We start from the raw sequence: 14,611 nt of genomic DNA on the forward strand, positions 1-14,611 counted from the left end.
TTAATGCTCCGGCAGAAGGGAAATCAGTAGTGGGATTTAGCCGGGTTCTAAGCATAGGGATAAAGAGGCGGGAATGCACCTGGTTTGTTAAACCCCAGGGAAAATACCTTTATCCGGGAATTCCCGGCGAATCGCTCCGCCGGGAACGCCTGAGAAAGTTACTGACCGGTGAACGGGATCACCAGTTCGCCAGGCTTCACTTCCAGCCCTTTAGCAAATCGTTTTGCCAGAGACTCCGCTTTGCTGCGATCGGTGCTGAGCACATAGGCCGGTTTCTGATTGAAATACTCTTTCAGCGACTGATTCAGGTAGGGCGTCAGCGTTTTCAGCATGCCCTGCATTTTTTCAGGCAGCACCTGAACATCCACCAGCTCCATATCTTTCAGGAAGATGGCGCCTTTCTCTTTATCAAACACCGGCTGTGCTTTCATGGTCAGCTTCATTTCGGCCTGTTGTGGGCCAAACAGCGAACTGATATTGACTTTGGCATTGCCGGAGAGCGTGACTTTGTTCGGCTCTTCACGGCCAATCTTGCTGCTGAGATCGGTCAACACTATATGCGCGTCCACCAGACCCGCTACGCCAATCTGCTTCTCATAGTTATTGTGTTTAGCCAGCGCCTGGTTCACTTCCTGCTCGCTGATGGTGTACTGCGTCAGTTGATTACAGCCGGTCAGTAAGCCAACCAGCAGCAGGGCGCACAGCCCAAAAAAGCTCTGTTCATCGTTTTCCTCTGTTTATTACCTGCCGTCAGTAACCCTTCTGACGTGAGGCGATAGAGTGCCCGACAATGCCCGAAGAGTCACCAGGTGAGAGGAGAAAGCGTCAGGAAAAAAATGTGACGAAATAAAGCAGGGCCGTGGAAACGGCCCTGGCGGGATCAGACGGCTATGGAAGACAGCAGGTTGATTTGGGTCTGTTTGGCCATATTGTCACGGTAATCCGCAACGCGGCTTGGGTACTCCACGCCGGCAACCAGTGACAGCGAGCGTAACACCGGGAACAGATGGATGTCGTCGAGCGAGAGCTCGCCATTGACCGCATTGGCTTTCACGATCAGCTTGTCCAGCTTGCGCAGGTCATCGTTGACGTTTTTGATATAGCCTTCGGCATGCAGTTTAAGTTCGTCAAAACTGCCCAGATTGGCCTCTTTCTTCTCTTTAAAGTAGCGCCGGGCTTCTGGCGTGGCAAATTCCGCAAACGCAGCTTCAGCAATTTTCGGCAGCAGCAACTTGTTCAGATAGCCATTGATATGACGCAGCCAGTCGGAGATCGCCGGATTGGTTTTACCCGTCAGCAGCGGTTCGCGATCTTTATGATCCACGTAGTGCACGATGTCCAGACTCTCCGGCATACAACTGCCGTCCTCTTTCATCAGGATCGGCGCCATTTTCTGCCCGATCAATTTTTTCGGCGTTGCTTCATCATCGTTCAGCATCACCACCAGTTCCACTGGCACATTTTTAAGGCCGAAAATCATCCGGGCTTTTACACAGAACGGGCAGTGGTCATAAATATAGAGTTTCAAGAACGCCTCCTTAAAGCGATAAGGGTGAAGTGGTCACCCTCAATCTTCTGAATGCATTGAGGAAGTATGGAAGAGATCCGCCGCGAGGGCAAACCGCTGCGGCCCGGCCGTTCAGCCTTTCCGCTTTTCAGAAATTTTAAGCTCAGTAATTTACCCGTCATGGCTCAGGCGGTTATAGTGTTTTGAGCAGGCAGGAAATGTCGGGCAGGGACCGGAAATAATTGTGTTCTGCTGGCGCAACTGCTTACCCCTTTTACTGCCCCCGGCCGGATTCAGGAGATAAGATGTTTGGCTATCGTTCCGCAGCCCCTAAAGTCCGTCTGACAACCGACAGGCTGGTCATTCGTCTTGTTCATGAGCGCGATGCCTGGCGACTGGCTGATTATTACGCCGAGAACAGGGCTTTTCTCAAACCCTGGGAGCCTGTCCGTGATGAGAGTCATTGTTACCCTTCAGGCTGGCAGGCTCGCCTGGGCCTGATCGGTGAAATGCATAAGCAGGGCAGCGCCTACTATTTTGCCGTGATGGATCCTGAAGAGAATGAAGTGCGTGGCGTGGCAAATTTCAGCAACGTGGTCCGCGGCTCTTTTCATGCCTGCTATCTGGGCTATTCGCTGGGAGAAAAGTGGCAGGGGCAGGGGATCATGTTTGAAGCCCTGCAGTCGGCTATACGCTACATGCAGCGCCAGCAGCGGATCCACCGCATCATGGCTAACTACATGCCGCACAACCAACGAAGTGGCAACCTTCTCGCCCGGCTGGGCTTTGAAAAAGAGGGCTATGCCAAAGAGTACTTACTGATTGACGGGCGCTGGCAGGATCATGTGCTGACGGCGCTTACCGCCAAAGAGTGGCAACCTGAACGTCGCGGATAACCTGATGAAAATTCTTCTTTCGGCCATTGAGGCCCGTATCCTTGGCTGCCTGCTGGAAAAGCAGGTCACCACCCCCGACCAGTACCCCATGTCACTGAATGGCGTGGTCACTGCCTGTAATCAAAAATCCAATCGTGAGCCCATTCTCTCTCTGAGCGAAGCAAACGTGCAGGATACGCTGGACAGGCTGGTAAAAAAACATCTGGTCACCCCCCAAAGTGGTTCGGGCAACCGGGTAATGAAGTATGAGCACCGGTTCTGTAATACTGAATTTGGTCAGCTGAAATTTTCTTCAGCAGAGCTGGCACTGATTGCCACTCTGCTACTGCGCGGTGTGCAAACGCCCGGAGAGTTACGCACCCGTACTGCACGTCTGCATGAGTTTGCCGACATGGCCGAAGTGGAACAGACTCTGGAAACGCTGGCTTCACGCGAGGATGGTCCCTTTGTGGTGCGCCTTACGCGTGAACCGGGTAAGCGGGAGAGCCGCTTTATGCATCTGTTCAGCGGCGAAGTGGATGAAGCGAGTCTGGCCCCGGCTGAAAATTCTGACGAAAGCGACGATCTGCGTGATCGCGTAGCCAGGCTGGAGCGCGAAATGGCTGAGCTTAAGCAGCAGCTGGCCCGTTTAAGTGGGGAAAATTGAGATGGCCGGGATCCGTATTGGTATCGTTGGTTTAGGTGGCATAGCGCAGAAAGCCTGGCTGCCGGTCGTGACCCACACGGCTGGCTGGCAGATAGCCGGGGCTTTTTCCCGGGATCAGCAGAAAGCCCGGCCAGTTTGTGACAGTTACCGCATTCCCTTATTTGGCAGCCTGGCTGATTTAGCCGCGGCCAGTGACGCCGTCTTTGTACACACGTCGACCGAAAGCCATTTCACTGTGGTGAAAGCTCTGCTGCTGGCAGGCGTGGATGTCTGCGTGGATAAGCCGCTGGCCGCCAGGCTGAACGAAGCGGAACAGCTGGTGGAACTGGCCCATAAACTGGGGCGCAAACTGATGGTGGGCTTTAACCGACGCTTTGCTCCCCGTTATCTGCAACTGAAAGCGCAGCTGGATTCGTTAGCTTCACTGCGGATGGATAAACACCGTAGCGACAGTGTCGGGCCACAGGATCTCTTCTTTACGCTGCTGGACGATTACCTGCATGTGGTGGATACCGCACTGTGGCTCAGCGGCGGAAAGGCCAGGCTGCTTAGCGGCACGCTAATGACCACGGACGCAGGTGAAATGCTTTACGCAGAGCATCACTTCTCCAACGGTGACAGCCAAATCACCACCAGCATGCACCGCAGGGCTGGCAGCCAGGGTGAATCGGTTTGCGCCGTCACCGATGGCAGCCTGCTGCGGGTTGATGAGATGCGGGATTTCCGGCAGGAGGTAGCAGGAAAGCTGATTATCGACCCGATCCCTGGCTGGCAGTCCACGCTTGAGCAGCGCGGCTTTGCCGGGGCCGCCCGGCACTTCATCGCCTGTGTGGAAAATCAGACAATGCCGCAGACTTCCGGTGAACAGGCGCTGATGGCGCAGCGCGTGGTGGAAAAACTCTGGCGTGAGACCGATCGTGAATAACCCGTTGTAACAAAGGAATCTGGTTATTTCCTTCAGCATCAGTAGACTATGCCCATTCTGGCGGGTCTCCCCGGCCCGCCTGTGCTCGTCGTGGCTTTGCCACCTACCGGTAAGAGATTCAGGAAGAACATGAACCTGTTAAAATCGTTGGCAGCGGTCAGCTCAATGACCCTGTTTTCGCGCGTGCTGGGCTTTGCCCGCGACGCCATTGTGGCCAGAGTTTTTGGTGCCGGGATGGCTACGGATGCCTTCTTCGTGGCGTTCAAACTGCCCAATCTTCTGCGACGCATCTTCGCGGAAGGGGCCTTTTCTCAGGCTTTCGTGCCGATTCTGGCGGAATATAAAAGCAAGCAGGGTGAAGAGGCTACGCGGATTTTTGTGGCTTACGTTTCCGGCCTGCTGACGCTGGCGCTGGCGGTGATTACCCTGCTGGGGATGCTGGCTGCCCCCTGGGTCATTCTAATCACGGCGCCTGGCTTTGCGGACACGGCAGACAAGTTTGCCCTGACGTCAGCCCTGTTACGGGTGACATTCCCCTATATTTTTCTGATTTCTCTCGCCTCGCTGGCTGGCGCAATCCTGAATACCTGGAACCGCTTCTCCGTCCCGGCCTTTGCGCCAACGCTGCTTAACGTCAGCATGATCGGTTTCGCCCTGTTTGCCGCACCGCATTTCCATCCGCCAGTGATGGCGCTGGCGTGGGCGGTAGTGGCTGGCGGGGTTCTGCAGCTAGGTTATCAACTACCGCATCTTAAGAAGATTGGCATGCTGGTGTTGCCCCGGCTGAACCTCCGGGATGCTGGCGTCTGGCGGGTGATGCGTCAGATGGGGCCGGCAATTCTTGGCGTATCCGTCAGCCAGATCTCGCTGATCATTAATACCATTTTCGCCTCTTTCCTCGTCTCAGGTTCCGTCTCCTGGATGTACTACGCTGACCGCCTGATGGAGTTTCCTTCCGGGGTGCTGGGTGTGGCGCTGGGTACGATCCTGCTTCCTTCGCTGGCTAAAAGTTTCTCCAGCGGCAATCACGATGAGTATTCCCGGCTGATGGACTGGGGTTTACGCCTCTGCTTCCTGCTGGCCTTGCCCTGTGCTGTGGCGTTGGGGATCCTGGCAAAACCGCTGACCGTGGCGCTGTTCCAGTACGGAAAATTCAGCGCTTTTGATGCCGCTATGACCCAGCGCGCGCTGGTGGCCTATTCGGTGGGACTGATGGGGATCATCGTGGTGAAAGTGCTGGCTCCGGGCTTCTACTCCCGACAGGACATCAAAACGCCGGTGCGCATAGCCATTGTGACCTTGATTATGACGCAGATAATGAACCTGGCCTTTATTGGCCCGCTGAAGCATGCAGGGCTGTCGCTGTCGATTGGTCTGGGCGCCTGCCTCAATGCCTCACTGCTTTACTGGCAGTTGCGTAAACAGAAGATTTTTCAGCCACAGCCTGGCTGGAGCAGCTTCCTTGTCCGGCTGATTATTGCCGTGGTGATGATGGCCGCTGCCCTGGTCGGTATGCTCTGGGTGATGCCGGAGTGGGCAACAGGCAATATGGCGTGGCGCCTGTTACGGCTGGCAGGGGTCTGTGCGGTAGGCGGTGGGGTCTTCTTTTTAGTGCTGGCCGTGCTGGGCTTTCGTATCAAAGATTTTGCCCGAAAAACGCTGGCCTGATAAAAGCAAAGCCCCGAGGCAGTTTCCTGCGTCGGGGCCGGGGCCAGTCTACCCTGAGGTAAAAATCAGGCCTAAACTTTACGGCTGATGAAGCTACTGGAAGTTGTCTGCCCGTCCGGGCCGTAAAACTTCTGAGTCTGATGAGGCTTCAGCACTTCCAGCGCCTGCTCGGTATGGCCGATCTGGTGATTCAGCAGCAACCCATTGTGTAAATTGGTGTCGCGCAGCTTCACAGTGTGCTCCTGAATGGCTGCCCAGCGGCGCGCCATATCAGGGTTACGACTGTAGGGGGCGTGCAGCCCGGCTTCTTTTTCCGCATCACGGCGCATCTGCTCAATAAAGTTGAGCGTGGCCAGCAGAGAACTTTTATCTTCGGTAATACGTTGCAGTAAGCTGCTGTTGATCTGGCCGCCTGAGAGTTGTTGTTGTTCGGCTGTCATTACTTCAGCCAGGTTATTCAGAACTTCCAGCATTTTATCCAGCGCGGTCAGCAGCTTTTGCATTTATTTAATTACCTTCTAAAGAATCTTTTGCCTGCTGAATCAGGGCATCGGCGATTTTGCCGGTATCCATTTTCAGTTCGCCATTGCGAATAGCGGTTTTTAACTCTTCAACGCGAGCGGCGTTGATATCCTGTGCGCTGGATTTGGTCAGCTGCGACTGTGCGCCGCTCAGGACAACCTGAGTGCCGGCTTCAGTGGTTTTGGTCTCAGCCTGACGTACCTTCGGTGCCGCAGTTTCGCTGGCATCACGGGTTTGCACGGTGCTGGCCGGGTTCGTAGGTTGAGTTCTGTCGATGCTCATTGTCTGACTCCTGTGTACTCAGGCGTTATGCCGGCCTGAGAAGCTAAGTGTATTACGTTTGTTATTAACACTATCGGCAGATCTGAACCCATCTTTAGGCCTTTATAGCGTAATCAGAATAATCCCATCCGCGCCGACTTTGCCACTGACAATCTGTCCTGAACTCATCCGCACACGCACCGGCTGGGCCGCGGTGGCATTGTTCATCGCACGGCCTTCGCTGGTCACGCTGAATCCTCCGCCATTAGCGGTCACGGTAACGTTTTGTCCAGCTTTGACCCGCCAGGGTTGCCTGACCATCATCAGGGTGAGCGGTTGGCCGGGGATAATATCACGAAGCGCCACGGCGTCAGTAATCTCTTCTGCCGACATCACAATCCTGGCGGGCAGGGTATCCAGCCGGCCATGCTGCACTCTGATATCGGCTGCGGTCAGCGTTCCACCGCGGGCTACCTGACGGGCAGCCACAATATAATCTCCGGTCACCTGTACCTGAACCTGAATATAGCGACGGTTCTGGTCGCAGTTAGCCGCCACGCTCATGTTGCCCCACATCCGGCTGTTGCCCGGAAGGGAGAATTGCGGAGCCGCACAGTCAGGCCACTGTGACTCTGGGGTTTTCACTACCACCGTAACAGTATCGGCAGTGTGGCCGGATTCACCATAGCGGGCTTTAAAATAGTCATTGAGTTGTCCGGTCAGCTCTTTTGCACTGGCCGAAGCACTCATCAAAGCCAGTAAAGTCACCAGCACAGCGGTTTTGATCCGCATCGTCAATTCTCCCCAAAGTCAAACTGGCCCTGATTCTACCGCTGAGTTGTCAATATTAAGGCGCAAATTAGCGAGCAATTTTATCGCTATTCAGACGATGACTATTGCGCACCCCGTTTATTCTGTCAGCTCTGAATTTTCATTTTTTTGCGGAGGAAGCATGCTCGACAAACTGGACGCAGCACTGCGGTTTAATACCGAAGCGTTAAACCTGCGTGCCCAGCGGCAGGAAATCCTGGCATCCAACATCGCCAATGCTGATACGCCAGGCTACCAGGCGCGCGATATTGATTTCGCCAGCCAGCTGAACAAGGTGATGGAGCAGGGGCGGTCACAGGGCGCGGGAATGTCGTTGGCGGTGACGTCAGCACGCCATATTCCAGCGGAAACGCTCCAGCCAGCATCAATGGACCTGATGTACCGGATCCCGGATCAGCCTTCGATGGATGGCAACACGGTCGATATGGATCGCGAACGTACCCAGTTCGCGGATAACAGCCTGAAATATCAAACCGATCTGACACTCATCAGCAGCCAAATCAAGGGCATGATGTCTGTGCTACAGGGGCAATAAGTTATGGCATTACTGAATATTTTTGATATCGCCGGTTCGGCGATGAACGCGCAGTCGCAGCGACTGAACGTCAGCGCCAGTAACCTGGCCAACGCCGACAGCGTAACCGGCCCCGATGGCCAGCCCTATGTGGCAAAGCAGGTGGTCTTCCAGACCAATGCCATGCCTGGCTCCGCCACTGGCGGTGTCCGTGTAGCGCAGGTTGTTGACGATCCCACGCCAGCCAAACTGGTTTACGAACCTGGAAATCCAATGGCAGATGCCAAGGGCTACGTAAAAATGCCTAACGTCGATGTTGTTGGAGAGACGGTCAATACCATGTCAGCGTCGCGCAGCTATCAGGCCAACGTTGAAGTATTGAATACCGTTAAACAGATGATGATGAAAACCCTGACGATGGGTCAATAAGGAGCAGGTTGATGGGCATTGCAGTAGGCCTTAACGAAAAACTGGACAACAGTACGATTGCTACCACGTCGACAACCGATACTTCGGCTGCCGATCTGCAAAGCAACTTCCTGACGCTGTTGGTGACGCAGTTACAAAACCAGGATCCCACCAATCCTATGGATAACAGTCAGCTGACTACCCAGCTGGCACAGATCAATACCCTGAGTGGTATTGAGAAACTTAACACCACGCTGGGATCAATTTCCGGCCAGATCAACAGCGGGCAGTCCTTGCAGGCTTCAGCTCTGATTGGCCACGGCGTGATGGTTGATGGATCCCAGGTGCTGGTTGGCAGCGGTCAGACTACGCCTTTTGGTGTCAGTCTTGGACAGGCCTCCACCGCCACCACGGCCACCATTACTGATGCAACCGGCAAAGTGATGCAGACCATTAACCTGGGCGGCCTGAGCGCAGGCGTGCATACCTTTACCTGGGATGGTTCAACCACCGACGGCACGGTAGCCGCAGATGGCAAATACACGATTTCACTCAGCGCAAGCAATGCAACCGGGCAACTGGTCACGCAGCCGCTTAACTATGCGCTGGTTAACGGGGTGACTAACGACGCGTCTGGTGCCGTTTTAGACCTCGGCACTATGGGTACCACCACCCTCGCAAACATTCGTCAGATTATTTAATTAATAACCCTTTTTCTGGAGTGAACACATGGGCTTTTCTCAGGCAGTAAGCGGCTTAAACGCAGCATCAAGCAATCTGGACGTGATCGGTAACAACATTTCCAACTCCGCTACCGTGGGCTTTAAATCCGCGACCGTTTCTTTCGCCGACATGTTTGCCGGTTCAAAGGTCGGTCTGGGTGTGAAAGTGGCTGCGGTAACGCAGGACTTTGGCGACGGTACGACTACTTCAACCAGCCGTGGACTGGACGTGGCGATCAGCCAGTCAGGATTCTTCCGTATGGCAGATGCTAACGGCGCAGTTTATTACAGCCGTAACGGCCAGTTCACTCTGGACGAAAACCGTAACATCGTTAACTCCAACGGCCTGGGGCTGACTGGCTATCCGGCGACGGGTACACCGCCAACCGTGCAGACCGGTGCTAACCCGGTTGCACTGAGCGTGCCAACCACCGCGATGTCAGCAAAAGCAACAACCTCTTCTGCAATGGTGGCTAACCTGAACTCAACGGATACCGCGCCGACTAAAACCCCGTTCAATCCAGCAGATCCAGATACCTATAATGGTAAAGGGTCGATGACCACCTTTGACTCACTGGGTAATCAGCACACCATCAACACTTATTATGTCAAAACGGCTGATAACAAATGGGATATGTACGCAGTTGACTCAAGCACCAACACCAATGCCAACGATCCTGCTGCCGCTGTAGGGGCTAACCCGGTTTCACTGGAGTTCGACAGCAGCGGTCAGTTGATTACTCCGGCTTCTCCTTCCACGGTTTCACTGACTTCCGGCGCGCTGAGCGGTTCTGATGCACAGACGTTCACGTTCAGCCTGTTGGGCAGCCAGCAGCAGAACACCGGTACCACCACCTTCGGTAACCCAACGCAGGATGGCTACAAGCCTGGTGAACTGACCAGCTACCAGATCAACAACGACGGCACCGTAGTAGGTAACTACTCCAACGAAAAAACCCAGGTTCTGGGTCAGATCGCGCTGGCTAACTTTGCTAACCCGGAAGGCCTGAAGTCTGAAGGTAACAACGTCTGGTCCGCCACCAGCTCTTCTGGCCAGGCGCTGGTTGGTCTTGCAGGCACGGGTAACCTGGGAACGTTGACAGCCGGTGCGCTGGAGTCTTCAAACGTTGACCTGAGTAAAGAGCTGGTGAACATGATCGTTGCCCAGCGTAACTACCAGTCTAACGCCCAGACCATCAAAACACAGGACCAGATCCTCAATACCCTGGTCAACCTGCGTTAATTCGGCTAACAGGATCGTCTTATGGATCACGCGATATATACCGCAATGGGGGCTGCAAGTCAGACCCTCGATCAGCAGGCTGTGACGGCCAGCAACCTGGCAAACGCCTCAACACCAGGCTTCCGTGCGCAGCTTAATGCGTTGCGCGCTGTGCCAGTTCAGGGGCTGTCGTTGCCGACGCGTACGCTGGTGACAGCCTCAACGCCCGGTTCCGATATGTCACCCGGCGCTATGGACTATACCGAACGTTCTCTGGACGTAGCGGTTCGTCAGGACGGCTGGCTGGCCGTGCGGGCACCGGATGGCTCAGAAGCCTATACCCGTAACGGGAACATGCAAATGGACCCGGCGGGACAGCTGACCATTCAGGGCAACCTGGTGATGGGCGACGGTGGCCCGATTGCTGTGCCGCAGGGCTCAGAAGTCACCATCGCGGCTGACGGCACTATTACCGCGCTGAATCCGGGCGATCCACCGAACGCCACTGTTCAGCTGGGCCGTCTGAAGCTGGTGAAAGCCACCGGTTCAGAAGTGACCCGTGGGGATGATGGCCTGTTTCGTCCGACTGCGGCTGCGCAGACACAGCGTGGTGCTGTCCTGCAAAACGATCCGACTATCCAGGTGATGCCTGGCGTGCTGGAAGGCAGCAACGTCAACTCAACGCAAACCATGGTCGACATGATCGCCAACGCACGCCGCTTTGAGATGCAAATGAAAGTCATCTCCAGCGTCGATCAGAATGAACAACGCGCTAACCAGCTGCTGTCAATGAGCTAAAGGATACCACTATGATCCGTTCTTTATGGATTGCCAAAACCGGACTCGACGCCCAGCAAACCAACATGGACGTCATTTCGAACAACCTGGCAAACGTCAGTACCAACGGCTTTAAACGTCAGCGCGCTGTGTTTGAAGATCTGATGTATCAGACGCTGCGCCAGCCGGGAGCACAGTCTTCAGAACAAACCACGCTGCCTTCCGGGATGCAGATTGGTACGGGTACCCGTCCGGTTGCCACCGAGCGTTTACACACCCAGGGTAACCTGAACAAAACTGACTCCTCGAAAGATGTGGCCATCAGCGGTCAGGGTTTCTTCCAGGTGCAGATGCCAGATGGCACCGTAGCCTATACCCGTGACGGTTCGTTCCAGACTGACCAGAACGGCCAGTTGGTCACAAACGGTGGCTTCCCGGTTCAGCCTGCAATCACTATTCCGGCCAATGCCCTGAGCATGACTGTGGGACGTGACGGTGTGGTTAGCGTGACCCAGCAGGGCCAGACCCAGCCGGTTCAGGTCGGTCAGCTGACGCTCAGCACCTTTATTAACGATGCCGGTCTGGAAAGTAAAGGTGAGAACCTTTACCAGGAAACGCAGGCTTCTGGTGCGCCAACTGACAGCACGCCGGGTAACAACGGCGCAGGCCTGCTTTATCAGGGCTATGTCGAAACCTCAAACGTTAACGTTGCGGAAGAGCTGGTCAGCATGATCCAGACGCAGCGCGCGTATGAAATTAACAGCAAGGCCATCAGCACTTCCGATCAGATGCTGGCCAAACTGACGCAGTTGTAAGTTTAAAAGCATCAATGGCCGGGTTCGCCCGGCTTTATTAAAAGAACTCTCAATATTAAAGGTAGTGTTTCCATGGCGAAGCAAATCTCAATGCCTGGACGTTTGTTGGTAGCCGCGCTGCTCCTGACGCTTAACGGTTGTGCTTTAGTTCCCCGTAAGCCACTGGTCGAAGGTTCGACAACGGCCCAGCCGCTGCCTGCTTCGCCGCCGGTTGTTAACGGCTCCATTTTTCAGGGCATGATGCCGATGAACTACGGCTATCAGCCGCTGTTCGAGGATCGTCGCCCACGTAATATCGGCGATACGCTGACCATAACGCTGCAGGAAAACGTCAGCGCGAGCAAAAGCTCCAGCGCCAACGCCGGGCGTGACGGAACCAGTACGCTGGGTCTGACTGCCTTACCAAGCTCGCTTACCGGCTTGTTGGGTGGCGATAAAACCAATATTGATGCCAGTGGCAAAACTGACTTTGCGGGTAAAGGTGGCGCTACGGCCAATAACACCTTTACCGGAACGATCACCGTCACCGTGAATCAGGTACTGCCGAACGGCAACCTGAAAGTGATTGGTGAGAAACAGATCGAAATCAACCAGGGCACGGAATTTATCCGCTTCTCTGGCGTGGTCAACCCGCGCACCATCAGCGGGAGTAACACTGTGGTTTCAACTCAGGTTGCGGATGCCCGCATTGAATACGTCGGTAACGGCTATATCAATGAGGCGCAGACTATGGGCTGGCTGCAACGGTTCTTCCTGAACCTGTCACCGATGTAAGAGGATTCAATGCGTAAAATTATTTTCAAACTCACTTTGCTGCTGCTGGTTGGCGTCTCTTCGCTGGCGAATGCCGATCGTATTCGCGATCTGACCACTGTGGGTGGCGTGCGCGATAACTCCTTAATCGGTTACGGGTTGGTAGTGGGGCTGGATGGTTCCGGTGACCAGACAACCCAGACGCCGTTTACCACGCAAAGTTTAAACAACATGCTGTCACAGTTGGGGATCACCGTTCCGGCGGGTACCAACATGCAGCTGAAAAACGTTGCAGCGGTAATGGTGACGGCCAAACTGCCTGCGTTTGGCCGCCAGGGTCAGGTGATTGACGTTGTTGTCTCCTCTATGGGTAACGCCAAAAGCCTGCGCGGCGGCACATTGCTGATGACGCCAATGAAAGGCGTGGATAACCAGGTCTATGCGCTCGCTCAGGGTAACATTCTGGTCGGCGGAGCCGGGGCATCAGCAGGTGGCAGTAGCGTAACCGTAAACCAGGTAAACGGCGGACGCATTACCGGCGGGGCCACTATCGAACGTGAACTGCCCAACCAGTTCGGTACGACCAGCGTCATCAACCTCTATCTGAATCAGGAAGATTTCAGCATGGCACAGCGCATCACTGATGCCATCAACGCCCGCAGCGGCTACGGCTCAGCCCAGGCGCTGGATGGCCGTACCGTTGCTGTTCAGGTTTCGGCAAACGGCACTTCTCAGGTTCGGCTGCTGGCGGATATTCAGAACATCGATGTGAGCATGCCGATTCAGGATGCCAAAGTCATTATCAACTCGCGTACCGGATCGGTGGTAATGAACCGCGAAGTCCAGTTGAGCACCTGTGCTATCGCTCAGGGCAACCTGTCGGTAACGGTGAATCAGTCGCAGAACGTCAGCCAGCCTGATACCCCTCTGGCGGGTGGTCAGACGGTGGTGACGCCGCAGACGCAGATTGATCTACGCCAGAGCGGCGGCGCACTGCAAAGCGTTAATGCCAGCGCCAACCTCAACAGCGTGGTACGTGCCCTGAATGCGTTAGGTGCCACGCCGATCGATTTGATGTCCATCCTGCAGTCAATGCAGAGTGCGGGTTGCCTGCACGCCAAACTGGAAATTATCTGATGAGTAACTCCCAGTCTCTGATGGGGGCGGCGTACGACAGCCGCTCTCTGAATGACCTCAAACGCCAGGCTGGCAGCGACCCTAAGGCACATGCCAGAGAAGTTGCGAAGCAGGTGGAAGGGATGTTTGTACAGATGATGCTGAAAAGCATGCGTCAGGCGCTGCCGCAGGATGGTCTGCTGAGCACTGAACAGACGCGGCTTTACACCTCAATGTACGATCAGCAGATTGGGCAGCAGATCGCCTCCAAAGGGTTGGGTCTGGCTGACCTGATGGTTAAGCAGATGGATCAGGTACAGGCACCGGATGAAAATGCCGGAACCGTACCAATGATGCTGGATAAGAACTTCATCAATACTTTACCACCGCTGGCGATGGAACAGATTATCCGCAAGGCCGTGCCTCGTTTGCCCTCGTCAGAGGTGCCGCTGCACGGTGACAGCAGCGATTTCATCGCGCAGTTGTCGCAGCCCGCCAAAATGGCGAGTGCGGAGAGCGGTATTCCGCATCACCTGATCCTGGCGCAGGCCGCGCTGGAATCAGGCTGGGGCCAGCGCCAGATTCTGACCGCCGAAGGCAAGCCAAGCTACAACGTGTTCGGTATCAAAGCCTCTGCCAACTGGCAGGGCAAAACCACCGATATCATGACCACCGAGTATGAAGGCGGCGAAGCGAAGAAGGTGAAAGCTAAATTCCGCGTGTATGACTCTTATTTCGAAGCGCTGAACGATTACGTCAAGCTGCTAAGTAATAACCCTCGTTACAGCGCGGTGACCACCGCAGAAACGCCGGAGCAGGGCGCCAGAGCGTTGCAGGCCGCAGGCTATGCGACCGACCCTAAATATGCGCAAAAATTAGTAGGGATGATTCAACAATTCAAAAACATGGGTGAAAAAGTGGTGAAGGCTTACACCCAGGATATTGGCGATTTGTTCTGATTAATTGCTCAAGTTTATTCCGGTTTAACCGATAACTCTTAGAGGCCGGATTTGTGTTAAGCACACCGG

The 14,611-nt window shown here is 54.9% G+C and carries 18 protein-coding genes; 13 read left to right on the forward strand and 5 right to left on the reverse strand.

Annotated features, from left to right (window positions below; translation table 11 throughout):
• Positions 1–158: 158 nt before the first annotated feature.
• Positions 159–704: a lipoprotein gene (locus VRC33_RS08650; RefSeq protein WP_338564188.1), complete on the reverse strand. Its 546-nt coding sequence runs from the start codon at positions 702–704 to the stop codon at positions 159–161.
• Between the two features lie 176 nt (positions 705–880).
• Complete coding sequence (gene grxB / locus VRC33_RS08655; protein ID WP_338562837.1) at positions 881–1,528, reverse strand: glutaredoxin 2; 648 nt, start codon at positions 1,526–1,528, stop codon at positions 881–883.
• 284 nt (positions 1,529–1,812) lie between these two features.
• On the opposite strand from grxB, the gene rimJ reads away from it, so the two are divergent.
• The 4 genes from rimJ (at position 1,813) to murJ (ending at position 5,642) form a co-directional block, all read left to right on the forward strand.
• Positions 1,813–2,403, forward strand: coding sequence for a ribosomal protein S5-alanine N-acetyltransferase (rimJ, locus tag VRC33_RS08660; protein WP_338562839.1), 591 nt, complete (start codon positions 1,813–1,815; stop codon positions 2,401–2,403).
• A gap of 4 nt (positions 2,404–2,407) precedes the next feature.
• Entirely contained in the window at positions 2,408–3,049 is a 642-nt protein-coding gene (locus VRC33_RS08665) for a DUF480 domain-containing protein (RefSeq protein ID WP_338562841.1), read from the forward strand.
• A 1-nt stretch (position 3,050) separates the two neighbouring features.
• Positions 3,051–3,974, forward strand: a complete 924-nt coding sequence (locus tag VRC33_RS08670; RefSeq protein ID WP_338564191.1) for a Gfo/Idh/MocA family oxidoreductase — start codon at positions 3,051–3,053, stop codon at positions 3,972–3,974.
• A gap of 129 nt (positions 3,975–4,103) precedes the next feature.
• Positions 4,104–5,642, forward strand: a complete 1,539-nt coding sequence (gene murJ, locus VRC33_RS08675) for a murein biosynthesis integral membrane protein MurJ (protein WP_338562843.1) — start codon at positions 4,104–4,106, stop codon at positions 5,640–5,642.
• Positions 5,643–5,713: 71 nt separating this feature from the next.
• Here murJ and flgN read toward each other — a convergent pair whose 3' ends face one another.
• The 3 genes from flgN to flgA all read right to left on the reverse strand — a co-directional run bounded on the left by flgN (position 5,714) and on the right by flgA (position 7,217).
• Positions 5,714–6,145, reverse strand: a complete 432-nt coding sequence (gene flgN, locus VRC33_RS08680; protein WP_338562845.1) for a flagellar export chaperone FlgN — start codon at positions 6,143–6,145, stop codon at positions 5,714–5,716.
• A 4-nt stretch (positions 6,146–6,149) separates the two neighbouring features.
• Positions 6,150–6,446, reverse strand: a complete 297-nt coding sequence (flgM, locus tag VRC33_RS08685) for a flagellar biosynthesis anti-sigma factor FlgM (protein WP_338562848.1) — start codon at positions 6,444–6,446, stop codon at positions 6,150–6,152.
• 102 nt (positions 6,447–6,548) lie between these two features.
• Complete coding sequence (gene flgA / locus VRC33_RS08690) at positions 6,549–7,217, reverse strand: flagellar basal body P-ring formation chaperone FlgA (protein WP_338562851.1); 669 nt, start codon at positions 7,215–7,217, stop codon at positions 6,549–6,551.
• A 160-nt stretch (positions 7,218–7,377) separates the two neighbouring features.
• Here flgA and flgB point away from each other — a divergent pair, with 160 nt between their 5' ends.
• The 9 genes from flgB to flgJ all read left to right on the forward strand — a co-directional run bounded on the left by flgB (position 7,378) and on the right by flgJ (position 14,542).
• Positions 7,378–7,791: a flagellar basal body rod protein FlgB gene (gene flgB, locus VRC33_RS08695; RefSeq protein ID WP_338562854.1), complete on the forward strand. Its 414-nt coding sequence runs from the start codon at positions 7,378–7,380 to the stop codon at positions 7,789–7,791.
• Positions 7,792–7,794: 3 nt separating this feature from the next.
• A complete protein-coding gene (flgC, locus tag VRC33_RS08700; RefSeq protein WP_338562857.1) occupies positions 7,795–8,199 on the forward strand; it encodes a flagellar basal body rod protein FlgC in 405 nt (134 codons plus the stop codon).
• A gap of 11 nt (positions 8,200–8,210) precedes the next feature.
• On the forward strand, positions 8,211–8,879 hold the full coding sequence (gene flgD, locus VRC33_RS08705; RefSeq protein WP_338562859.1) for a flagellar hook assembly protein FlgD: 669 nt from the start codon (positions 8,211–8,213) through the stop codon (positions 8,877–8,879).
• A gap of 28 nt (positions 8,880–8,907) precedes the next feature.
• Complete coding sequence (gene flgE / locus VRC33_RS08710) at positions 8,908–10,143, forward strand: flagellar hook protein FlgE (RefSeq protein ID WP_338562861.1); 1,236 nt, start codon at positions 8,908–8,910, stop codon at positions 10,141–10,143.
• A gap of 21 nt (positions 10,144–10,164) precedes the next feature.
• Complete coding sequence (locus VRC33_RS08715) at positions 10,165–10,920, forward strand: flagellar basal body rod protein FlgF (protein WP_338562863.1); 756 nt, start codon at positions 10,165–10,167, stop codon at positions 10,918–10,920.
• 11 nt (positions 10,921–10,931) lie between these two features.
• On the forward strand, positions 10,932–11,714 hold the full coding sequence (flgG, locus tag VRC33_RS08720; RefSeq protein WP_338562865.1) for a flagellar basal-body rod protein FlgG: 783 nt from the start codon (positions 10,932–10,934) through the stop codon (positions 11,712–11,714).
• A gap of 72 nt (positions 11,715–11,786) precedes the next feature.
• A complete protein-coding gene (flgH, locus tag VRC33_RS08725) occupies positions 11,787–12,488 on the forward strand; it encodes a flagellar basal body L-ring protein FlgH (RefSeq protein WP_338562867.1) in 702 nt (233 codons plus the stop codon).
• Positions 12,489–12,497: 9 nt separating this feature from the next.
• Positions 12,498–13,604 (forward strand): flagellar basal body P-ring protein FlgI, encoded by a 1,107-nt coding sequence (locus VRC33_RS08730; protein WP_338562869.1) that lies wholly within the window; start codon positions 12,498–12,500, stop codon positions 13,602–13,604.
• Positions 13,604–14,542 carry a flagellar assembly peptidoglycan hydrolase FlgJ gene (gene flgJ / locus VRC33_RS08735; protein ID WP_338562871.1) on the forward strand — a complete coding sequence of 313 codons (939 nt, stop codon included), beginning with the start codon at positions 13,604–13,606 and terminating at the stop codon, positions 14,540–14,542. Before VRC33_RS08730 ends, flgJ begins: the two co-directional genes overlap by 1 nt.
• Positions 14,543–14,611 lie beyond the last annotated feature (69 nt).

This window comes from Erwinia sp. E_sp_B01_1, from assembly GCF_036865545.1.
In the GTDB taxonomy this organism is placed as follows: domain Bacteria; phylum Pseudomonadota; class Gammaproteobacteria; order Enterobacterales; family Enterobacteriaceae; genus Erwinia.

Bases quoted from the DNA above. Each gene is read 5' to 3' on its own strand.
- flgG (WP_338562865.1), top strand. From the start codon at position 10,932: ATGATCCGTTCTTTATGGATTGCCAAAACCGGACTCGACGCCCAGCAA.
- VRC33_RS08670 (WP_338564191.1), top strand. From the start codon at position 3,051: ATGGCCGGGATCCGTATTGGTATCGTTGGTTTAGGTGGCATAGCGCAG.
- VRC33_RS08715 (WP_338562863.1), top strand. From the start codon at position 10,165: ATGGATCACGCGATATATACCGCAATGGGGGCTGCAAGTCAGACCCTC.
- flgN (WP_338562845.1), bottom strand. From the start codon at position 6,145: ATGCAAAAGCTGCTGACCGCGCTGGATAAAATGCTGGAAGTTCTGAAT.
- flgH (WP_338562867.1), top strand. From the start codon at position 11,787: ATGGCGAAGCAAATCTCAATGCCTGGACGTTTGTTGGTAGCCGCGCTG.
- VRC33_RS08665 (WP_338562841.1), top strand. From the start codon at position 2,408: ATGAAAATTCTTCTTTCGGCCATTGAGGCCCGTATCCTTGGCTGCCTG.
- flgM (WP_338562848.1), bottom strand. From the start codon at position 6,446: ATGAGCATCGACAGAACTCAACCTACGAACCCGGCCAGCACCGTGCAA.
- flgB (WP_338562854.1), top strand. From the start codon at position 7,378: ATGCTCGACAAACTGGACGCAGCACTGCGGTTTAATACCGAAGCGTTA.
- flgD (WP_338562859.1), top strand. From the start codon at position 8,211: ATGGGCATTGCAGTAGGCCTTAACGAAAAACTGGACAACAGTACGATT.
- flgE (WP_338562861.1), top strand. From the start codon at position 8,908: ATGGGCTTTTCTCAGGCAGTAAGCGGCTTAAACGCAGCATCAAGCAAT.
- flgJ (WP_338562871.1), top strand. From the start codon at position 13,604: ATGAGTAACTCCCAGTCTCTGATGGGGGCGGCGTACGACAGCCGCTCT.
- VRC33_RS08730 (WP_338562869.1), top strand. From the start codon at position 12,498: ATGCGTAAAATTATTTTCAAACTCACTTTGCTGCTGCTGGTTGGCGTC.
- rimJ (WP_338562839.1), top strand. From the start codon at position 1,813: ATGTTTGGCTATCGTTCCGCAGCCCCTAAAGTCCGTCTGACAACCGAC.
- flgC (WP_338562857.1), top strand. From the start codon at position 7,795: ATGGCATTACTGAATATTTTTGATATCGCCGGTTCGGCGATGAACGCG.
- flgA (WP_338562851.1), bottom strand. From the start codon at position 7,217: ATGCGGATCAAAACCGCTGTGCTGGTGACTTTACTGGCTTTGATGAGT.
- murJ (WP_338562843.1), top strand. From the start codon at position 4,104: ATGAACCTGTTAAAATCGTTGGCAGCGGTCAGCTCAATGACCCTGTTT.